The 22,151-nt window shown below is 40.8% G+C and carries 19 protein-coding genes; 3 read left to right on the top strand and 16 right to left on the bottom strand.

Annotation, left to right across the window (positions count from 1 at the left end; all coding sequences use genetic code 11):
* Positions 1–92 precede the first annotated feature (92 nt).
* Positions 93–977, bottom strand: coding sequence for an SPFH domain-containing protein (locus tag B4W83_RS11475; RefSeq protein WP_025170612.1), 885 nt, complete (start codon positions 975–977; stop codon positions 93–95).
* A 256-nt stretch (positions 978–1,233) separates the two neighbouring features.
* Between B4W83_RS11475 and B4W83_RS11470 the strand changes: the two genes are divergently transcribed.
* The gene (locus tag B4W83_RS11470; protein WP_000833516.1) at positions 1,234–2,091 is read left to right on the top strand and encodes a 5'-nucleotidase, lipoprotein e(P4) family; all 858 of its coding nucleotides are present in this window, start codon (positions 1,234–1,236) and stop codon (positions 2,089–2,091) included.
* Positions 2,092–3,175: 1,084 nt separating this feature from the next.
* Here the strand turns inward: B4W83_RS11470 and B4W83_RS11465 are convergent.
* From B4W83_RS11465 to B4W83_RS11400, 14 genes are all read right to left on the bottom strand, one after another.
* The gene (locus B4W83_RS11465) at positions 3,176–4,141 is read right to left on the bottom strand and encodes a DUF3644 domain-containing protein (protein ID WP_000793783.1); all 966 of its coding nucleotides are present in this window, start codon (positions 4,139–4,141) and stop codon (positions 3,176–3,178) included.
* A gap of 923 nt (positions 4,142–5,064) precedes the next feature.
* Positions 5,065–6,570: a zinc ABC transporter substrate-binding lipoprotein AdcA gene (gene adcA / locus B4W83_RS11460; RefSeq protein WP_000724091.1), complete on the bottom strand. Its 1,506-nt coding sequence runs from the start codon at positions 6,568–6,570 to the stop codon at positions 5,065–5,067.
* Between the two features lie 9 nt (positions 6,571–6,579).
* The gene (locus B4W83_RS11455) at positions 6,580–7,386 is read right to left on the bottom strand and encodes a metal ABC transporter permease (protein ID WP_000950031.1); all 807 of its coding nucleotides are present in this window, start codon (positions 7,384–7,386) and stop codon (positions 6,580–6,582) included.
* A complete protein-coding gene (locus B4W83_RS11450; RefSeq protein ID WP_001269496.1) occupies positions 7,379–8,083 on the bottom strand; it encodes a metal ABC transporter ATP-binding protein in 705 nt (234 codons plus the stop codon). The genes B4W83_RS11455 and B4W83_RS11450 overlap by 8 nt, the downstream gene beginning before the upstream one ends.
* Entirely contained in the window at positions 8,083–8,523 is a 441-nt protein-coding gene (gene adcR / locus B4W83_RS11445) for a zinc-dependent transcriptional regulator AdcR (protein WP_001249310.1), read from the bottom strand. Before adcR ends, B4W83_RS11450 begins: the two co-directional genes overlap by 1 nt.
* Before the next feature lie 150 nt (positions 8,524–8,673).
* Positions 8,674–9,942 (bottom strand): D-alanyl-lipoteichoic acid biosynthesis protein DltD, encoded by a 1,269-nt coding sequence (dltD, locus tag B4W83_RS11440; protein ID WP_000919877.1) that lies wholly within the window; start codon positions 9,940–9,942, stop codon positions 8,674–8,676.
* Positions 9,935–10,174 (bottom strand): D-alanine--poly(phosphoribitol) ligase subunit DltC, encoded by a 240-nt coding sequence (gene dltC / locus B4W83_RS11435; RefSeq protein ID WP_000351967.1) that lies wholly within the window; start codon positions 10,172–10,174, stop codon positions 9,935–9,937. Before dltC ends, dltD begins: the two co-directional genes overlap by 8 nt.
* A 13-nt stretch (positions 10,175–10,187) precedes the next feature.
* The gene (gene dltB, locus B4W83_RS11430; protein ID WP_000969757.1) at positions 10,188–11,432 is read right to left on the bottom strand and encodes a D-alanyl-lipoteichoic acid biosynthesis protein DltB; all 1,245 of its coding nucleotides are present in this window, start codon (positions 11,430–11,432) and stop codon (positions 10,188–10,190) included.
* Positions 11,429–12,979 carry a D-alanine--poly(phosphoribitol) ligase subunit DltA gene (gene dltA / locus B4W83_RS11425; protein WP_000066747.1) on the bottom strand — a complete coding sequence of 517 codons (1,551 nt, stop codon included), beginning with the start codon at positions 12,977–12,979 and terminating at the stop codon, positions 11,429–11,431. The genes dltB and dltA overlap by 4 nt, the downstream gene beginning before the upstream one ends.
* Before the next feature lie 20 nt (positions 12,980–12,999).
* The gene (locus tag B4W83_RS11420) at positions 13,000–13,131 is read right to left on the bottom strand and encodes a teichoic acid D-Ala incorporation-associated protein DltX (RefSeq protein WP_000813667.1); all 132 of its coding nucleotides are present in this window, start codon (positions 13,129–13,131) and stop codon (positions 13,000–13,002) included.
* Between the two features lie 332 nt (positions 13,132–13,463).
* Positions 13,464–14,168, bottom strand: coding sequence for an MIP/aquaporin family protein (locus B4W83_RS11415; RefSeq protein WP_000980826.1), 705 nt, complete (start codon positions 14,166–14,168; stop codon positions 13,464–13,466).
* 69 nt (positions 14,169–14,237) lie between these two features.
* On the bottom strand, positions 14,238–16,064 hold the full coding sequence (glpO, locus tag B4W83_RS11410; protein ID WP_000395900.1) for a type 1 glycerol-3-phosphate oxidase: 1,827 nt from the start codon (positions 16,062–16,064) through the stop codon (positions 14,238–14,240).
* A gap of 41 nt (positions 16,065–16,105) precedes the next feature.
* Positions 16,106–17,614 carry a glycerol kinase GlpK gene (glpK, locus tag B4W83_RS11405; protein WP_000076799.1) on the bottom strand — a complete coding sequence of 503 codons (1,509 nt, stop codon included), beginning with the start codon at positions 17,612–17,614 and terminating at the stop codon, positions 16,106–16,108.
* A gap of 158 nt (positions 17,615–17,772) precedes the next feature.
* Positions 17,773–19,200, bottom strand: a complete 1,428-nt coding sequence (locus B4W83_RS11400) for an AcpB/EbpR/MafR family transcriptional regulator (protein ID WP_000280532.1) — start codon at positions 19,198–19,200, stop codon at positions 17,773–17,775.
* Between the two features lie 164 nt (positions 19,201–19,364).
* Between B4W83_RS11400 and hslO the strand changes: the two genes are divergently transcribed.
* A complete protein-coding gene (gene hslO / locus B4W83_RS11395; RefSeq protein WP_000357839.1) occupies positions 19,365–20,237 on the top strand; it encodes an Hsp33 family molecular chaperone HslO in 873 nt (290 codons plus the stop codon).
* On the top strand, positions 20,224–21,204 hold the full coding sequence (gene dusB, locus B4W83_RS11390) for a tRNA dihydrouridine synthase DusB (protein WP_000183307.1): 981 nt from the start codon (positions 20,224–20,226) through the stop codon (positions 21,202–21,204). Before hslO ends, dusB begins: the two co-directional genes overlap by 14 nt.
* A 70-nt stretch (positions 21,205–21,274) precedes the next feature.
* Here dusB and B4W83_RS11385 read toward each other — a convergent pair whose 3' ends face one another.
* Positions 21,275–21,973 (bottom strand): hypothetical protein, encoded by a 699-nt coding sequence (locus tag B4W83_RS11385; RefSeq protein ID WP_000730916.1) that lies wholly within the window; start codon positions 21,971–21,973, stop codon positions 21,275–21,277.
* Positions 21,974–22,151 lie beyond the last annotated feature (178 nt).

Raw genomic sequence — 22,151 nt, 5'->3', positions numbered from 1 at the left:
GATTTTCATTGAGTATAAATGTATATCAATATTTTTTGTTTTTCTTAATAAACGCAATGCAAAAAGAGCCTGTTGCCAAGCTCTTTAGTCTATTATTTCTTCTCAGCGCGAAGAGCTGACAAGATTTGTGTACGGATATCATCCACACCATTTGGCGTATTTGGTAAAAAGATAGTTTGATTTCCTTTAGAGGCAAAGGTGTTCAAGGTATCCAAATACTGGTTGGTCAATAGGATGGACATGATTTGTTCTTCTGTCATGCCAACATTGGCTTCCTTGAGTTCGGTGATAGACTCTGCTAAGCCATCCACAATTGCCTTACGTTGTTGGGCAATCCCCACACCATGAAGGCGGTCTTTTTCTGCTTCGGCTTCAGCTGCAGTGACAATTTTAATCTTATCGGCTTCTGCCAATTCTTGCGCTGCGACCCGTTTGCGTTGCGCCGCATTGATTTCATTCATGGATTGCTTAACTTCTGCATCTGGCTCCACCTTAGTAATCAAGGTTTTCACGATAATGTAGCCGTAAGTGGTCATTTCTTCTGCTACTTGGTGTTGAACTTCAAGGGCAATCTCATCTTTTTTCTCAAACAATTCGTCCAAGGTTAATTTGGGAACAGAAGAGCGAAGAGCATCTTCGATATAAGATTTAATCTGAGATTCTGGACGCATGAGTTTATAGTAGGCATCTGTCACGCTCTGCTCATTGACACGGTACTGAGTCGCTACATTCATCATCACGAACACATTGTCCTTGGTCTTGGTCTCAACCACAATATCACTTTGCAGCAAGCGCAACTGAATGCGTGCTGCAATCGAGTCAATCCCAAAAGGCAAGCGAATATGAATACCGCTGTTGGAAACCTTTTGGTATTTCCCAAAGCGTTCAATAATCGCCACCGACTGCTGACGAACCACATAAACTGTACTCAGTGTGACTATCACCAATAGGAGCACACAAACAATCAGAAAAATCATGAAAAATATTGCCATAATGGAACCTCCACAAGTATTTTTCTAGTATTATATCACATTTAAAGAAGGCTGTGCCGTTTTTACTGCGATTTTTCCTGAAATGTCAATAATTAGAGGTGAGACTGCATTTCAAGTTAGTAATCTCTTTTTTTCACTGCATTAACTTCTATAGAATCTTCATCCATAGTCAGAGAATGACTTGCCTTAACTTTTCTCTCGTGCTATACTATTTATGAAATTAATGAATAGGAGATATTTCATGAAATCAGCAAAAACTACTGTTACAATCCTTTCTGCACTTGCATCTGTCGTCTTATTATCTAGTTGTGCAACAAAGTCTACAGAAACACAGACAAGCAATAAGAGCTCATCTGATAATCAGATTACAATGACATATGACCAACTACGGTCAAGAGAAAATACTATGTCAACCCTTTGGTATCAAAAATCAGCTGAAACCAAAGCCTTGTATCTACAAGGTTATAATGTTGCCACAGATCGTCTAAAGGAATTACTGAAAACAGAATCAGACAAGCCTTATTCAATCATTTTGGACTTAGATGAAACAGTCTTAGATAATAGTCCTTATCAAGTTCAAAATATCAAAGACGGAACAGCATTCACACCTGAAAATTGGGATATTTGGGTTCAAAAAGCTGCAGCAAAAGCCGTCCCAGGAGCCAAGACGTTTCTTCAATTTGCCAATCAAAACGGCATCCAAATTTACTATATTTCTGACCGCTCAGTTAATCAAATAGATGCTACGATTAAAAATCTAGAAAACGAAGGAATCCCTGTACAAGGGCGTGATCACCTCATGCTCTTAGAAAGTGGTGTAAAATCCAAAGAAGGGCGTCGCCAAGCAGTTCAAGAGAAAACTAATCTAGTATTACTATTTGGTGATAACCTCGTAGACTTTGCAGATTTTTCGAAGATTTCTGAATCTGACCGTGATAAACAACTTGAAGAATTGCAAAAAGAATTCGGTGAAAAATTCATCATCTTCCCAAATCCAATGTACGGATCATGGGAAACAGCTGTCTACGCTGGCAATAAATTGGATGCTAAAGGTCAAGTGGAAGAACGCCAAAAGGCTTTGCAAGGTTTTAATAAATAAAACAAATAAGCTGATTCTATATAAACTAAGGTTAACTTACAATCTTCAAAAAGTGGATAGGAAGGAATTCTGATAATCAGAAAACTTTCCTATCCACTTTTTTAATTGATATAACATCAAGCTTTTATACATCTGATACTATACGTTTTTCTGATTTTAAAGACTTTGTCGCCTAGACCCTATATTTCAAGCATTAAGTGACCTTGATGATATAAATTTATTGTGGTATACTATTTTTGTCATCGGTTACCGATTACGTTCCTATGGGTTCGTGAGAGGAGGTGAAACTAATGAGCCTTATCATAGAGCTCGCTCTTACTATTATAGCGGATGTTATAGCTGGAATTATCTTGTATTTCGTCTGCAGATGGCTAGATAGTAAGGGGTAGACCGAGTGACTAGCCTATCAACACCCGTTAAATCGCTAAGATACGTCAAAAAAGCCCTTAACTACGGCAATAGTTAAGGGCTTTGGTGTTCTAATGAACCTTATCAACTAACTACATTTTAGCATATAATCTACAATAGTTCAAGCATTAAGTGACCTTGATGATCTAAATTTAGTGTGGTATAATACTTTTGTCATCGGTTACCGATTACGTTCCTATGGGTTCGTGAGAGGAGGTGAAACTAATGAACCTTATACCAGAGCTTGCTCTTACTATTATAGCGGATGTTATAGCTGGAATTATCTTGTATTTCGTCTGCAAATGGCTAGATGGTAAGAAGTAGACCGAATGACTAGCCTATAAACACCCGTTAAATCGCTAAGATACGTCAAAAAAGCCCTTAACTATGGCAGTAGTTAGGGGCTTTGGTGTTCTAATGAACCTTATACACTAACTACATTCTAGCATATAAGCCCAAATATTTCAAGAGTTTTATTTATTATTTAAAGTTCCTTAGCTCTGAAAGGTATTTGATTTTTCATCAATTCATTTAAAAATACTATACAAATTTCTTTACATTTTCCATAAGTGTGATATAATGAACTCAATAAGATAACTTGTGAAGGATAAACGCTGGGTCCCAGAATGGGGTAGACTGAAAGGTTGAGCATTCCTATGTGCCTGGGGTTATCTTTTTATTTTGATTTTTTAAGGCTCTCTACAAAGTTTAGAGGGTCTTTTTCTATTTCTGTAATGATAAAGTCAACAAATTGCTGTGAATAGGTATAGTGCTCAGACTTACCTATTTTATGGCAATATGCAAATTTCTCGTCAGTTTTTATTGAATAGAAATCAATGATTAAGGTTAGAACATATTGATTGAAACCAGATTTATAATTTAATTTGATATTCTTCTTGTTTAATCGATCATTTACAACTGAGATGATATTCCCGTATGAATATTTGTGAGTCTCTGATGGATCTTTTAAATCTTTTACTATTGCTACTTGAGAGGGAGATTGATTTGCAATTGAGACAACGAAGTCAGCTTCAGACTTTTTCTTTGTGATGTATAGGTTTTGTTTTACACCGATTGCAAATTTATCTGAATTATACTCAGAAACAAGAACATCTATAGCATTTGCTTGCTGAATAAACTTTTCTGCAATTTCCGCTGGGTATTTTAGTCTGATTTGTTCATTTGTCAGAGGCTCATAACTTGCTGATATAGTTAGGAAATTTTGTGCAATGGTCTCAGTGATGTCTCTACCATGAAATCTCTGAAGTTCATTGACATAGTTAAGTACACACGCTTGAAATAGTGGAGCGTACTTTAGTTCGTAATCCTCTGTAATATAATGTGTGCTGATATTTCTAAGCTCAATAATACGCTCCAGATTTAGTCGAATTCGTGTACTATCATCGGAATAAATTTTCTTGATAACATTTTCAAGGCTGAGAGTTCTATCTGGATTATCCTTAAAATAGATTGATAGATTTCTATTTAGCATTTCAGACTTCAACATCAACTCCCAAGCATTACATATGAAAAAACTGAATCCTTCAATACGATATTTGATTGTAGGCTTGTTGTAAATTTCCAGCCCCATAATAAAGGCCTCAACACTTTTATCAACAAGTCGTTGACTTAAATTTTTCATATTTTTCTTCCCTCCAATCTAACTATTAAGCAATCTTTTTAATAAAAACAGTTGCTTTTTATTTTTTTCTTATTCATTTGTCAAATTTGCTGTTTTTACAGTTTAGTTTATAAAGTCGGATTTCCCTTCCTCCATAATTTTCTTTTATAAAACATCAAGCCCTTAACTGACATCTGATTACTAAACAGGTAACTTACGAAAAATACGCAGACATATCAGAATTACAAGAGAATTTCTAATATCACTATATCGCTTCTTTTATTAAAGACTAACTTTTTTGTTAAAATGTTTATACTCAACAAAAATCAAAGAGCAAATTAGAAAACTAGGATTATATATTCCTGTAGAATATACCAAAACACCCCTTAACTATCGCACTAGTTAGGGGCTTTGGTGTTCTAATGAACCTTATCCGATAAAATTATTCTAACATACAGGCCCAGATATTTCAAGAGTTTTATTTATTATTTAAAGTTCCTTAGTTCTGAAAGGTATTTGATTTTTCATCAATTCATTTAAAAATACTATACAAATTTCTTACATTTTCCATAAGTGTGATATAATGGACTCAATAAGATAACTTGTGAAGGATAAACGCTGGGTCCCAGAATGGGGTAGACTGAAAGGTTGAGCATTCCTATGTGCTGGGGGGTATCTTTTTATTTTGATTTTTTAAGGCTCTCTACAAAGTTTAGAGGGTCTTTTTCTATTCCTGTAGAATATACCAAAACACCCCTTAACTATGGCAGTAGTTAGGGGCTTTGGTGTTCTAATGAACCTTATCCGATAAAATTATTCTAACATACAGATCCAGATATTTCAAGAGTTTTATTTATTTTTTAAAGTTCTGGAAAGGTCTATAATGAAGTTAGCCATCTAGTATCAAAAAACCAACTAGCTCCTATGAACTAGTCGGTTTCTAATCAATGTGCCAACATTTCTTGGGCGATTTCTTGGCCAGATAGGTTATCTGGATAGTAGGTTGGCCAGTTGTCCATTTCTTCAAAGAGGGCTTCTTGGCTTGTGCCTCCAAAGAAGATATGGAAATGTTCTGCCTTAACTGGGGCGATATTGTGGTCACTAAACTGAACATACTTGAATTGTCCAGCGTCCGCATCTGTCGCTTCAAAGAGGAAGCGCACACCACGATTACCTTTCTTGTAAGTTAAGATTTTCTTACCAACATACTTATAAGTATATTTCTTGCTTTGTCCACCTTGAATAAATTCCATAGTGTTATCAGTAATGTTAATCTTAGTGACATCTGTCTGATAGCCTTTTGTATAGTAAGCCTTGTACTCAGCCTGGGTCATCTTACCAGTCAACTTAGCCTTGTAGTCAAAGACTTGGTCAAACGTGCCATCTTCAAGGAAAGGATAAACTGATTGCCAATTACCTGCATAGTCACTCAAGGTACGATCCTTGACATCGGCATCCTCAAAGTAACCATTTTGAACTGTCTTGGTATCCTCTGCTTTTTCAGGCTCGATTGCTGGACCTTCTTGGTCTGTTGTTTGTTTCAAAGCCTTGAGGTTTTTCTCCATAACGGAAATGTAGTTTTCGCCAGCCTTGGTATCCTCTTCTGTCAGACTTTCTAAAGGATTGAGAACATCTGTTTTGACACCTGCCTCTTTTGAAAGTGTGTTAGCAAGGGCTTGTGAAGCATTTTCTTCAAAGTAGATATAGGCAATTTTATTTTTCTTGACGTACTCTGTCAATTCTGCCAGACGAGCAGCTGATGGCTCGGCATCTGGAGAGAGACCTGAGATTGCGACTTGTTTGAGTCCATAGTCCAAAGCAAGGTAGTTAAAGGCTGCGTGCTGAGTCACAAAGCTCTTTTGTTTAGCTTTGGATAAGCCTTCTGCATAAGCCTTATCCAAGGCTTGCAATTTTTCGATATAGGCAGCTGCATTCTTTTCAAAGGTCTCTTTTTTATCAGGATAATCTGCTGACAAGCTATCGCGGATGTGCTCTACTAGTTTAATGGCACGAACTGGTGATAACCAAACATGGGGGTCAAACTCATGGTGATGACCTTCTTCTCCATGGTCATGGTCTCCCTCTTCTTCCTCGCCACCTGGCAAGAGCAACATATCGCCTGTCGCCTTGATGGTTTTGACCTTTTTCTTATCCAAGGTATCTAGCAATTTAGGTACCCATGTTTCCATGTTTTCATTTTCATAAACGAAGGTATCTGCGTCTTGGATTCTGGCAACTGCCTTGGCAGACGGTTCATATTCATGGGGTTCTGTACCAGCACCGATGAGGAGTTCTACATTAGCAGTATCTCCTGCGACTTGCTTGGTAAATTCATAGACAGGGTAAAAGGTTGTCACAATATTTAGTTTGCCATCTGCCTGCTTTTGATTGGAACAAGCCACTAAAAACAAGGCACATAGACTGGCTAGTAATAAGCTAATTTTTTTCATCTTAGTCTCCTATTTGATAAAACGTCTTACTAAACTAATTAGCAAGAAAACAGTTACAAAAATAATAGTAATGCTTGCACTTGCAGGTGTTTCTGCATAGTAGGAAATGTAAAGTCCTGCTACCATTCCCAAAAATCCAATAGCACTGGCAAGCAGCATAACCGATTTAAAGTTTTTCCCCAGACGCAGGGCAATACTAGCTGGCAAGACCATAATGGTCGATACCAGAAGAGCTCCCGCAGCAGGAATCATAAGGGCAATGGCCACCCCCGTCACCATGTTAAAAAGAATGGACATGGTACGAACTGGCAAGCCATCCACAAAGGCCGTATCCTCATCAAAAGTCAGGATATACATTGGACGAAGGAAGAGGAAGGTCAAAATCAAGACAACCACCGCAATGACAAAGAGGGAAATGACCTGCTCTTCGCTGATAGTCACGATGGAACCAAAAAGATACTGGTCCAAACTCATAGAACTCGAGCTTTTACCCTTGCTCATGACAATCAGAGAAACAGCCAGACCTGTTGACATGAGGATAGCTGTCCCGATTTCCATAAAGCTCTTGTAAACCGTACGGAGATACTCCAGAAAGACCGCCGCGATCAAAACAATAGCAATAGTTGAAATAGTCGGAGAAATCCCTAGGACCAGACCAAAAGCTACACCCGAAAGCGAGACGTGGCTGAGGGTATCACTCATCAAACTCTGACGGCGCAAGATAAGAAAGGTTCCTAATACTGGCGAGAAGAGACTCATGGCAATAACCGCCAGAAAGGCACGCTGCATAAAGTCATAAGATAATAAACTAAGCATGACCCACCTCCTGATCATTCTCATGAACGTTGAAACAACGCCATGGCGAGTCTTGGTTACGGACTAGATGAATATTGCGGTCCGCATAGTCCTTAACTTCTTCAGGATCATGGGTAATCATCAAAACAGCCTTGCCATGATGATGGGCGCTGTGGTGCATGAGTTCGTAAAATTCATTTTTACTTCCTGCATCCATCCCCGTTGTCGGCTCATCTAGGATAAACACATCTGGGTCAGAAGCAAACATACGCGCAATCACCGCTCGCTGCTTTTGTCCTCCAGATAGAGACCCCAAGCGTTTGTCTCGGTGTTCCCACATACCAACTGAGTCCAAACTAGCCTTGATATGCTCCTCATCATGAGCATTCAAACGACGGAACCAACCCTTTCGTGGATAGCGACCCGACTTGACAAACTCATAAACTGTACTTGGAAAACCAGCATTAAAACTGGCAATCTGTTGAGGAAGGTAAGCTATTCTCAATTTCTTACCCTGCGTATTTGTCTTTGAAATAGTTACCTTACCAATGCGTGGTTGGAGAATTCCAAGACTGGCCTTGATGAGTGTCGTCTTAGCCGCTCCATTCTCCCCCGTCAAGGTAACAAATTCCCCACTATCAACACTATAATTGATATGTTCAAGAACAGGCTCCTTATCATAATAGAAGGATAAATCCTCTACCGTAATATATCTCATTATTTGATTTCTCCTACTAAAGCAGTCAAAAACCGCTGGATCACTTTTTGTTCATTTGGAGTAAACTGAGTCGCCACTTGTTCATAGGTTAAAAGTGTATGCTCATGGTGATGGTGGTGCTCCTCAGCAATTGGACGAGCCAAATCAGTCAACTGATAAAAAATCACACGCGCATCCTTAGGATCTTTAGATGTTTCCAACATGCTTTCCTTGACCAAAGATTTAATGGCCTTGGTAACTGCCGCCTGACTGACATTGAGGCGACGAGCTAATTCTGAATTTGTTAAAGATTCCTCTGACAAAAGCATGAGAATATGCTCCTGGGTATTGGTCAGAGCCACCTCGCTAGTGCAATGACCTATTAGAATTTCATGCTGATTTTCTGCCTGCAAAATCACCTCATTCAAAAAAGCATCGATATCCTTCGCTAGCTGTCTCATATCTGACTCCTTTCCTTTTGGATTTCTCCATTTTTAAGAGAAAAATACTATTCTGTAGAATTTTATTTACCAGTTAATTATATCACAAGCAAAAAAAGAGTCAAGAAAAAACGTAAAAATCGGCTTCATTCTTGAACTCTTCTATATTATTTATTGAAATTCTTTGACATCTCCATCATAAGTCGCCCAATCTTTGCTGAAAAAGCGCTCATTCAGATGGTAAGTCGGAGCTGGTGTGGGATTGGATAGGAAAGGATCAACTGCCTTGTCAAAAGCCAACCAACCCAACCAACCAAGGTGAATGGTGTCCTTCATAAAGAAAGGCTCCCCACCATCCTTAGAAAAATCTGCTATATTGGTAAAACCTTGACTCTCTAACTGGTAGCGAATCTTCTGCACCGTTTGTTGGTACATATCCTCTCGTAGACCAGCATAGTCCATCCATTTTTTATTAACAGGTGGAATGATAAAAATCGGGTTTACTTTAGATTTAGAAAACTGTGTTAAAACCAACTGCAAGTCATTATACTCTGGCGACTTGAGATAGGTGAAGTTTTTCTGAGAATCCTTTAATTTCTTCAAATCCTTCTTGATCTGCTTATTATAGAAATAATTTTCCATTCCCAGATCATTATTAGAAGTATTTTTTTCTGCATCTGCTTTAACGACATCTTCTATGGCTTGATAAGAAAACTGGTCTGGCAAGGTCTTTAAATACTTAACTACATGTTTATCATAATTGACATAGCCTCTAACGGAAAACTGACCAAAAAAGGAAGCTTGTCGTTCATTAAACCGAGCCAATAATTCAATCATGTCATTGTCTGCCGTCGACAATTCTTCCTTACTTGCCAACTTCTGAACCAGATCCTTCATAGCTACGTTAGGAAACTGCTGTAGTAAGCGAGTCGCTGCATATTGACTCGCCTGATCTCCAGATTGATGTTCCAGAAAACTGGTCAACTGGTCTCCATTAAAATACTGCTGGAAGGCTGCTGGCTCATAGCCATTTTTACTGAACCACTGAGGTGAGATAACATACACAACTTGTTTATTCTCCAGTTGTGGCAACATCTGTTGCATTCCAAAATACTGGTTAAGCGATGCAGCTCCCCTCTGTCCTAAAAGATAAGGACGGTAGGAGCGATTGTATTTCTCAGCTAATACCGCAGGATGAGCACCGTCAAAACGAAGCCATTCACTAGAGCCAAAGAAGGGAACAAAACGCATATTTGGATCAGATAGTGCTCTGACCTTTTGACTTCGCTCCTTAAAACTATCGATAGTAGTAGCCACTGCTGAACGCTTTTCAGCTCCTAGATTATGACGCATCTCAGTAGGATAAAAGAAAATGAGCAGAAAAACCAACAAACCAGCTATCAAGACCGGTCCGAAGATCATCCATAAGCGTTTAAGCATTTTGTAGCTCCACAATACCAGCTATGATTTTATTAGCTGTATTCCAGTCGTCGCGACCAAACTCTGTTACAGGGACACGAATGTCAAAACGGTTCTCAATCTCCACAATCAATTCAACCGTTCCCATACTATCCAAGACACCTGCATCAAAAAGATCTTCATCCATCATGTCAGAAACATCTTCCATAAACAACTCATCAATAATTTCGATAACTTCTGATTTGATATCCATATTTTATTTCCTTTTATTTTTTAAACCATAAATCATTCAAAAATCTAGAAAAGATTAAGAATGACAGCATGACGACATGGAAGGTGACAACCATGCCAAGCAACTGAATCCAGCGATTCTCAGGTAGGGCAGCCTTCCCTGCTTTTTTCCGTTCCTTATTGAGCGTTTTTTTCTTGCGAACCCAGACATCATTGATGACCAAGCCCAGTCCATGAAAGAGTCCATAGGCGATGTAGTACCAGGTCACACCGTGCCAAAATCCCATAATCAGCATATTGACAATGTAGGCCACACTTGAGGTTACATTGCGATTCTTAAAGACCTTCTTTCTGGTTAACACCATGACCATTCGCATAAAGACAAAGTCACGGAACCAGAAAGAGAGACTCATATGCCAGCGATTCCAAAATTCCTTTAAATCCCTTGATAAAAATGGTTTGTTAAAGTTGATAGGGCTACGGATTCCCATCAAATTTGAAATGGCTAAGGCAAACATAGAATAACCTGCAAAGTCAAAAAAGAGCTCCAGACCAAAGGTATACATAACTGCCAAGGCATAGAGGTTAAAGAAGCCACCTGACTGCAGGGCTAGATTCTTCAGAGGAGGCAACAAGGTCTCTCCTAAAACATGAGCTAGGATAAACTTATACAAAAATCCCCACATGATATAGCGAACAGATTCATCCAGCATATCCATCAACTCATCTCGCTCAGGAATGGTCTGATAATTTTCATTAAATCGCTTAAAGCGATCAATTGGACCACTTGAAAAAGTTGGCATGAAGAGAAGGAAACGGAGGAATTCCCAGAGGGTAAAATCCTTAATCACTCCATCTCTCAGCTCGATGATAATCCCAACCGAACGAAAGGTCAGGTAAGAAATTCCCAAAAATCCAAGCAAAGACTGCGTTCCATTGATAGCTGGTTGCACCTTGACAAAGATAATCGGAAGTAGGGACAGAAAACTAACTAAGTAGAAGACCCACTGGCCATCCTTACTTTTTCGATAATGCTTGTAGAAGAGTACGAGCAATATTTCCCAGCACAGATAAATACCCAAGGCAGCTAGTTGATTGGTCTTCCCACCTACCAGCATGGTAACGATAAAGAAGAGACTAACCAGTACTTCATACCAGGCAAAGCGTTTCTTGAAAAAGAGACCGATAAAGATAGGCAAGGTTGCAGCAATCACATAGACAAAATACTGAGGATTTCCGTATGGCTCTAAATGAGGAAGCTGTTGAAAGAACTCCATCATCTCTTATTCACCTCGTTAATCAATCCTTTGATGTCAATTTTTCCATTTGGAGTCAGTGGCAAACTGTCTCGATAAAGGAATTTAGACGGCATCATGTAGGACATCATAATATCTGTCAAGTCTTCCTTAATTGCCTTGGTAATATCGATATCACGCTCAAACTGCTCACGAACACCATCTTTTAAGATGACATAGGCCAATAGATTTTGCACTTTGTGGTCTTTGTTATAGCGCGGAACAGCGACAGCAGACTCAATATAGCGAGACTTATTAAGATTTTGAGAGACATCTTCTAGCTCAATGCGGTAACCGTTGAACTTAATCTGGAAGTCCATGCGTCCACCGTAGAGAAGCAAGCCCTCATCTGTCATGGTTCCCACATCACCTGTGTGATAGGCTGGCAGTCCTTCAAATTCAAAGAAGGCTTCCCCTGTTTTTTCAGGATTGTTCATATAACCTTTTGAAACAGCTGGTCCAGAAACAATGATTTCTCCCTGTTGACCATTTGGCAATTTATTGCCGTCCTCGTCAATGATAAAGGTTGGAGAATCAGCCTTGGTATAGCCGATTGGTAGGCGTTTGAGAGTCGCCAACATCTCGTCTGTCACAGCAACAGCTGACAATGCTACTGTCGCTTCTGTTGGGCCGTAGGCATTGATAATACGGGCATTTGGGAATCGCTCACGCAGTTTTTGCGCTGTTTTGACCGTCAATTCTTCACCATCAAAGTAGAAATGCGTGATGCCAGGCATTTTCTCACTATTAAAGTCTTCTGATAACATGGCCATATCCGCAAAGGATGGTGTTGAAGTCCAGATAGCGATTGGCAATGAAAAGATAGCCGCAAAAAGTTGCTTAAAGTCCTGAGTAATGGCTGAAGGGAGGGCAAAAAGTGTACCACCCAGTGCCAAGGTCGGTGCCCAGTACATGACAGACAGATCAAAAGAATAAGGTGGCTGGGCCAGCATTTGCGGACGACTTGGCGTCGCAAATTCCTTATCTGTAATCATCCAGTTGGTAAAGCTGAGGAGGTTATCATGGGAAATCTGCACTCCCTTAGGCTTACCAGTCGTACCAGAAGTAAAGATAATGTAGTAGTTATCATCGCCCTTGACTGGATGCGTGATTTCATAGTTATTCCCTTGAGCAAAGGCCTCTTGAACCTGAGCTAGAGTCATCATTGGTGTAGAAACCTGCTTCAAGGGAAAGTCTGAGATGGCAATAATCAAGCTTGGCTCTGCTATTTCTAAAATAGATGAAACTCGCTCCAAGGCCGAATGGCTATCAATTGGAATGTAGGCATGACCTGACTTAGTCAGCGCTACAAAGGTTGCCAACATTTCATATTCTTGGCCACCAAAAACAACCACAGGAGACTTCTCAGGCAAGCCTAGTTGGTCAATGACTGCAGCCAAACTATCCGAATCAGCCTTTAAATCGCCATAAGTGTGTTCCTGCCCCAAAACATTATAGACAGGATAGCTAGGCTGTGTCTGAGCAAAATGCTCAATGGTTTCAATCATATCTGCTATTGGTTTATTTGACACAATAGGAATTCTCCTTCAAGTTAAAATTCATTATAGATAAAGCTTCCTTGACCCTGACCAAGATAGCTAAAGAAGTAAAGCAGCCCTAGAAAGATAAGAAAATACAAGGCTGTCCGACCAAGAAAAAGGTACAATTCTTTTCTCTGTTTCATCAAGAAAAACCATTCATTTCTGTAATTTTTCGCTAAAATAAGAGTGATTCTTACTAGCTTATTTTTCTACCATTGTACCACTTTATATAGTATCTTTTCAATTGTTTACCGTATGTTTCCAATAGATTTCAGCTTATTTTAAGGATTATGCGGTTTTTCTATGTATATTTTTAAAAAAGAGCCTGAGATTTCCATCTCAAGCTCTATCAAAATAATTGTTTTCTAATACTCAATGAAAATCAAAGAGCAAACTAGGAAGCTAGCCGCAAGCTGTACTTGAGTACGGTAAGGCGACGCTGACGGGGTTTGAAGAGATTTTCGAAGAGTATAAACTAGAAAAGTGAGAATACAAGCACGGCCAAGGCTGCACCGATAACAGGTCCCACAACAGGAATCCAAGCGTAAGACCAGTCTCCGTCTCCCTTGTTTGAAATTGGCAAGATGCTGTGCATGATACGAGGTCCAAGGTCACGAGCTGGGTTCAAGGCATAACCTGTTGTCCCACCTAGTGATAGACCGATACCGACAATCAAAGTCCCCACTGCGAAGGTTCCGATTCCTGCTTGAAGGTCATAAAGTCCCAAAGCAAAGATTGTTAATACCAATACAAAAGTTCCAAGGATTTCGCTAATCAAGTTAGAAACTGTATCCTTGATAGCTGGACCAGTGCTGAAAGTAGCCAGGATATTACCTGCATTTTCTTCTACCTCATAATGCGGTTTGAATTGCAACCAAACCAAAATCTGACCCAGCATAGCCCCTGCGAACTGGGCTAGGATATAAGGGAATACTGATGCCCAAGGCAAACCACCTTTCAAGGCCACACCAATCGTCACAGCTGGGTTTAAATGAGCTGGACTGAGCTTGCCAGATACAAATACTGCAACCGCAACTGCAATCCCCCAACCCATAGTAATCACAATCCAACCTGAGCTGTTGCTCTTGGTTTTTGGAAGAACCACACCTGCAACAACACCATTTCCTAGAAGAATCAGGATTAAAGTTCCCAAAAATTCTCCAAATAACTCATTCATCATCTTTCTGTCTCCATTAAAAAGAAGGAGGGGTAGACTAGGAGCCCTGCCCTCCGCCTCTTTTATTTTTTCTTAATTTTTTAATTCTGCTAAATCGTTGTTAGCAAGAGCTACTTCGACATCAACACGGTAAGCTGCTTTTTCTTCTTCTGTCCAGTCATAGAATCGTCCCATTTCATCCAAAACTGGCTCAACGATACTATCCAAGCTATCACGCATAAAGAGCATATGGTTAGTACGACGAAGAAGGAAGTCAACTGGACTCAGAACCAACTCGTTGCGCATTGCATAGTGAAGGGACAAAGTATCTGCCAAACTGAGTCCTGGCGCTTGTTCCAAGCTGTGAGCAAGGGCAAATACTTTCGGTGCATTTGAACCGTATAGATTTGCGAGATAGTGGGCTTCCTTGCTATCCAATCCACGTGACACTCCAAGTTGCGCAAAGGCTTCGATTTCTGAGTCCACATTTGCTGGATTCAATTCTCCACCTGAAACAGGGTAAGTCTTCGAGTTGATGAGTTTAAAGCTGCGGTCAAATTCTGCTTTGAGGATGTCAACCACGCGCTCCATAGCTCCTTCAGCCATCTTACGGTAGTCTGTGATTTTACCACCAGCAAGGGTCAAAAGGCCATTGTCATCACGATCTAAGCTCGAACCACGAGAAACTGCAGATGGATCCAAATGTTTCTCAGAGGTACTGCTTTCAAGCTTGCTGACAGCAGACTCAACATCTTCACGCGTTTTTTCTTTAGAGAGATAAGATTCAACAGTCGCAATCAAGTTGTTAAAGCTTTCATCACTAATAGTTCCGTTATTCCCTCCATTGTAGTCAGAAGCGCTATTGCCTGCGATCAATGGACGAAGACCTGCCCAGCTGCTTTCGATATCATCAATGGTGATGTTGGCTTCTGGGAAGCGGTTGTTTACAATGCCAAGTAGGTAATCTACATCTTCTTGAGTTACTTTTGGATGTTCCAAATCACCTGTGTAGTCTGTATCAGTTGTACCGAAGTAGGTCTTGTTTTCACGTGGGAGAACAAAGACCATACGACCGTCACCCAAACCTGTGTCAAAGTAAACTGGCTGTGAAACCTTGATCTTACTTGAATCCACTACCAAGTGAACTCCCTTAGTTGGACGCATTTGTGAGAATTGTGTTCCCTTATTAGACAAATTGCGTACCTTATCACTCCAAGGACCTGTTGTATTGATAACCAGACGCGCCTTGATTTCAAAGACTTGGTCTGTCAAGAGATCACGAGCTACAACACCTGTAATCTTGCCACTTTCGTCAAAGAGGAAGCCTTCTGCCTTCACGTGGTTGGCAATAAGGGCACCATCTTGGTTGGCACGTTTGATGTTTTCGATCACGAGACGGGCATCGTTGTTACGGAAGTCAAGATAAACTCCACCTCCTACCAAACCGTCTTTCTTCAAGTTTGGCTGGCGTTCCAAGACTTCTTCCTTGCTCAAAACCTTGTTAGCAGCTGGCGTGTTATTAACCCCTGCCAAAAGGTCATACAAGTCCATAGCTACTTTAAGACGGAAGAGGCTAAAGGTCGCTCCATCTTCATCGTAAACTGGCAAGAGCATTGGGTCCGGTTTTGGAATGTGAGGTGCAATTTGTTGTACCACTGCACGTTCTGAAACTGTATCTGATACCACTTCTACGTCGAATTGTTTGAGGTAACGCAGACCTCCGTGAACCAATTTTGTTGAACGGCTAGATGTTCCTTCTGCGAAGTCTTGCATTTCAATCAATCCAGTCTCAAGACCGCTAGCTGCCGCCTGCAAGGCTACACCAGCCCCTGTGATTCCTCCACCGATAATCAAGAGGTCCAGGGTACGTTCCTGCATTTTTTTAATTGATAATTCACGTGTTTTCTTTGAAAATTCCATTTTTACACACTTTCTAACTGAGTCGCTTTATTCTTCCAGTATTAGTCGTCTACTTCCGCAAAGACTTGCGTTGCTTTTACAGCCTTCTTCCAGCCCTTGTAGAGTTGTTCCTTGCGCGATTCGTTCATAGATGGTTCAAAGAGTTCTCCTGTCTCATTCAAGAGTTTCAACTCATCCAAGTCTTTCCAGTAACCTACTGACAAACCTGCTAGGAAGGCTGCCCCTAGAGCTGTTGTTTCCAAGTTTTTGGCGCGTGCGATGTCGATTCCCAAAATGTCAGCTTGGAACTGCATGAGGAAGTTGTTCATAGCTGCACCACCGTCTACTTTCAAGACTTGGATAGCTGTCTGAGCATCCACTTGCATCGTATCGATAATATCACGCACTTGATAAGCAATTGATTGAAGAGTTGCCTTGATAAAGTCTTCTTTGCTTGTTCCACGAGTTAAGCCAAAGACAGAACCGCGAGCGTTTTGGTTCCAGTATGGAGCACCTAGACCTGTAAAGGCTGGAACGACATAAACTTCATCATCATTGTGAGAATCACGAGCGTATTTTTCAGATTCTGGTGAATTTTCAACCATGCGAAGACCATCACGAAGCCACTGAATAGCACTTCCTGCGATGAAGATAGAACCTTCCAAGGCATAATAAACCTTACCGTTGATTCCGTAACCAATGGTTGTCAAGAGGTTGTTTTCAGACAACTGCATTTCTTCACCAGTATTCATGATGATGAAAGATCCTGTTCCATAAGTATTCTTGACCATACCAGGTTCAAAGGCCAACTGTCCAAAGAGGGCTGCTTGTTGGTCCCCAGCCATACCAGAGATTGGCACCTCTCCACCATAGAAATGGAATGGCGCTGTTTGACCGTAGATTTCAGAGTTAGAACGAACTTCTGGCAGCATAGCCTTCGGAATGTTGAGAATTTCCAAAATCTCATCATCCCATTTGAGTTCTTTAATGTTATAAAGCATGGTACGAGCTGCATTTGAGTAATCCGTCACGTGAGCCGCACCGTCAGTCAATTTCCAAACCAACCAAGTATCGATAGTACCAAAGAGCAATTCCCCTTTTTCTGCTCGCTCTTGAGCGCCCTCTACATGATCCAAAATCCAACGAACCTTAGTAGCAGAGAAGTAAGCATCGATGATCAAACCAGTCTTTTCATGGAATTTTTCCACATAACCTTGGCTTTTCAGCTGTTCAGCCAGAGGAGCTGTCTGACGTGATTGCCAAACGATAGCATTGTAGATAGGAAGTCCTGTTTTCTTATCCCAAACGACCGTTGTTTCACGTTGGTTGGTAATCCCGATTGCCTCAATCTGACTTGGTTTCACACCACTTTCGATGAAAGCTCCAGCAATAACAGACTGGACGGAATTCCAAATTTCATTGGCATTGTGCTCTACCCAACCTGCCTGAGGGAAAATCTGGGTAAACTCTTTTTGACTCGAGCTAACCTTTTCTCCTTTTTTGTTGAAAATGATGGCACGAGAACTTGTAGTTCCCTGGTCAATAGCCATAATGTATTTTTCTTGTGACATGTGCTGTCCTCCTGATAATGATCTTGAGGATATTTCCTCTTTACACTAACTAGTATACAAAATAAAGCGCTTTCTTGTTTATCAACTTTTTTTAATTTTTTAAAAAATATGAGGAGATTGTGTGAATTTCACAAAAAGACCTGGATTAACCAAGCCTTTTAAGTGAATAATAACTGACGAATCGCTACCAAATCCTCCATATCCAAGTCGTTTTTTAAATAATAAACTGGTGTCTGCTCCTTCTTATAAATAGGGTTATTGGTAACCAGCAAATCATAATGCCGAGTTCGGTCATAGGCTTCAATGGTAATAAAACGATTGTATTCCAAATACCGTTTTAAAATGGCTGCCATCCTTGAAAAGACAAGAAAACCAGATGTCAACTCCAGACCAATCCGCATATGCTGGCCACCATTTTCAGCCATATATTCGATTAACTGCAGCCATTCCCAGAGAATTTTCTTATCTAAGTCTGTCCCCTGCTGAAAGGCAGGTAGAGCATGAAAAATCTCCTCTGCTGTCTCTTTAAAATCATGTTCCATCAGTAAATATGGATGACGATTCTCTAACTGATACTTGTAGCGATCCTGTAAAATATAACCCTTATAGAGATAGACTTGAGCACAAAGCTGGCTAAGTTCATAGGTGACATGGTCCTCTGTGTAGTCCCCCAGCAGCTCCTCCTTCTTCATTTCTTGAATCAATTGTGTCAGCAAATCTACCAACTGCCCTCCAAAACCAAGGATATACTCCATAGTATGAAGAGGAAGGATGCGATGAGATAGGAGGAAAGAGAAGAAAATCATCATCTCACCATCTTCAGTCCCTAGAGGAAGGTGTTGCCCAGCAAAAAAGGACGGAGTCTTTCGATGCAAACGAAGGTAGAAAATATTGTCAAAATACCCTCGCATTTTTTCTTCTATCACTTGAAACTGACAGGCATTGACCCGAAGACGTTGTTGACTGATGTGAGCCCAGAGAACCAAGTCCAATTTCTGCCCCGAAGACAAACTTGCACCGCAGATTTCTTCTAGTGTAGCAATTTCCTGTTTTCTCTCTGATTTCTGCATGTGACCTTCCCATTCCTGACTAGACCAGACCTTGCGAAAAAGACAGAAATAGAAATAGCGAATCTGATGCTCTGGACCTCGCCAACGTCCATTCTGGATGGATAAATCAAATTCTGACAAAATCTGATTTAAACCAGCCAAGTGGCGACCAAGCGTAGCCTCACTAATCATCAATTCTTGAGCCAGCTGATGGGCCAAAAACTGTTGGTGGTAGAGAAGATAAACCAAAATCTGGTATTTAACAGCATTCTCCAAAAACAAGCTCCGAATATCTCTCCCCTTGGTAGCTTCACCGATCGACAGGCGCAGATTTTCATTTTCTAAGTGAATAGTCAGCTCTAAACCACTATCCAAAGCCTTGTCATTGAGCAGGGTGACATATTTGGTTAGGGTTGCTTTTGAAAATCCTGTCTCCTCTATTACAGCCTTGACAGTCGTCTGAGACTCTTGTAATAGAAAGGAAAGGATTGAAAATTGACCACACTCGGCCTTCTCCATCAAATCTCCTAAATACATTTGTTACCCCTTTCATTTTCTACCTTAAGCATAGCATAAATCTTACAAATGCTGAAATAATCTGTTTCTCTTTTTATTTACCTGCTGATTTCCTAGTCCATTATCCTGAAAATCAGCAAACACACGGCTCCCCCTTTGGGCATTTTTATGCTAAAATAGTAGCTATGGATAAAATTATTAAAACTATATCAGAAAGCGGAGCCTTTCGTGCTTTTGTCCTTGATAGCACAGAAACCGTCCGCACTGCTCAAGAAAAACATCAAACCCAAGCCAGCTCAACTGTAGCGCTTGGTCGAACTCTTATCGCTAGCCAGATTCTCGCAGCCAATGAAAAAGGAAATACCAAACTTACAGTTAAGGTGCTGGGTTCTAGCTCCCTAGGTGCTATCATCACGGTCGCTGATACCAAGGGGAATGTCAAAGGTTACGTTCAAAATCCCGGTGTCGACATCAAAAAGACTGCAACTGGTGAAGTTCTAGTCGGACCTTTTGTTGGAAATGGTCAATTTCTCGTTATCACAGACTACGGCATTGGAAATCCTTATACTTCCTTGACCCCACTCATCTCTGGAGAGATTGGGGAAGACCTGGCTTTCTACCTAACAGAAAGCCAACAGACACCTTCAGCAGTCGGCCTCAATGTCCTTTTGGACGAGGAAGACAAGGTCAAGGTTGCAGGTGGTTTCCTAGTCCAAGTCTTGCCAGGAGCCAAGGAAGAAGAGATTGCTCGCTTTGAAAAACGCATCCAAGAAATGCCAGCTATCTCTACTCTTCTCGAAAGCGACGACCATATCGAAGCCCTCCTCAAGGCTATCTACGGTGACGAGGCCTACAAGCGTCTTTCTGAAGAAGAAATCCGTTTCCAATGTGACTGTAGCCATGAGCGCTTTATGAACGCTCTTGCAAGCCTTCCAAGCTCAGACTTACAGGAAATGAAAGAGGAAGACCACGGGGCAGAAATCACTTGTCAATTCTGCCAGACAACTTACAACTTTGATGAAAAGGACCTGGAGGAACTCATTCGTGACAAATCTTAATACACCTTTTATGATTGGCAATGTTGAGATTCCCAATCGTACCGTTTTAGCACCTATGGCTGGTGTCACCAACTCAGCCTTTCGTACCATCGCAAAAGAGCTCGGAGCTGGACTCGTTGTCATGGAAATGGTCTCTGACAAGGGAATCCAATACAACAACGAAAAAACCCTGCACATGCTTCATATCGATGAAGGCGAAAACCCTGTCTCTATCCAACTTTTTGGTAGCGATGAAGACAGCCTCGCACGCGCAGCAGAATTCATCCAAGAAAACACTAAGACCGATATCGTCGATATCAACATGGGCTGTCCAGTTAATAAAATCGTGAAGAACGAAGCTGGCGCTATGTGGCTCAAGGATCCAGATAAGATTTACTCTATCATCAACAAGGTCCAATCTGTCCTTGATATTCCACTTACTGTCAAGATGCGTACCGGCTGGGCTGACCCGTCTCTTGCAGTAGAAAATGCCCTCGCTGCTGAAGCAGCAGGTGTTTCTGCCCTCGCCATGCATGGCCGTACCCGTGAGCAAATGTATACAGGTCACGCAGACCTTGAGACCCTGCACAAGGTTGCCCAAGCTCTGACCAAGATTCCATTCATCGCCAACGGTGACATCCGTACAGTTCAAGAAGCCAAACAACGCATTGAAGAAGTCGGTGCTGATGCAGTCATGATTGGCCGCGCTGCCATAGGAAATCCCTACCTCTTCAACCAAATCAACCATTACTTTGAAACAGGAGAAATCCTACCTGATTTGACCTTTGAAGATAAGATGAAAATCGCCTACGAACACTTGAAACGATTGATTAACCTCAAAGGAGAAAACGTCGCAGTTCGTGAATTCCGTGGCCTCGCTCCTCACTATCTCCGTGGAACATCTGGCGCTGCCAAACTCCGTGGAGCCATTTCGCAAGCTAGCACCCTAGCAGAGATTGAAGCCCTCTTGCAATTGGATAAGGCTTAATAGACCAAAACCCGTAACTCTCTTAAAGGTTACGGGTTTTTGACTGTAAAAATTCAAATACTGCGAGTTATTATTGACTCAAAGCAACACTGGAAACCTTGCCATCCGCTCCTGTTGTAATTTGGATGACTTTTCCTCCACCAATTTTGGCATTATACTTACCATCATCAAGAGTATAAGAATAGCCTTTGATAGAGTAATTTTCTTTCTTTCCATCAGAAGATTCTACTGTGAATTGACCTCCTGATGAAACTGTAATGGTTTCACCATTGGCTCCCTTCCAATTGCCCGCTGCAGCTGAAAAATCACCATCTACCATGGTTAAAACACCCTTGTAGCGTTTATTTTGCTCTGCTTGTTTGTCTTGAAGTTTGCGATCAGTTGTAGGATCATAGCTTGATTGGTTAGATTGAGCTTGAGGAGCTTGTTGAGTTGAAGGAGCCTGAGCAGGAGTTTGTTGACTAGCTACCTGTTGATTAGTCACTTCTTGACCTTGTCTTTGTTCTGGTGCAGATATCGCTTGTGATGGTGTTGCAGTTGCTGAAGACTGATCAGTAGACGACTTGGCCTTTTCAGATGAAGCTGAAGTTGAGGACTTCTGAGTCTTGCTTTCTTTGCTAGAAGAGGCTGCTTTAGAGCTTGATGACTGGCTTATCTTAGCAGAACTGCTTGCTTGAGTTGTTTCCTTTTTATTTCCACAAGCTCCCAGTAGCAAGGTAGAAGCCAATACAGTTGCTACCATCAATTTGATATAGGTTTTCTTTTTCATTTTTCTACTCCTTTGTAATATTTTAGAAATATAAAGAAATCTTTTTGTAATGGAATTGTAACATTTAGATTTAAATATGTCAATAATTTATTTAAACTATTTTAAAAATCTCACATAATTTAAACACCTTTACTCCTCCTACTCTTCTATTCGTAATCTAGTCATAACCACCCGTGAA

Origin of the sequence: Streptococcus pseudopneumoniae ATCC BAA-960 = CCUG 49455, assembly GCF_002087075.1 — a bacterium.
In the GTDB taxonomy this organism is placed as follows: domain Bacteria; phylum Bacillota; class Bacilli; order Lactobacillales; family Streptococcaceae; genus Streptococcus; species Streptococcus pseudopneumoniae.
This window is presented reverse-complemented; position numbering and strand designations above follow the sequence as displayed.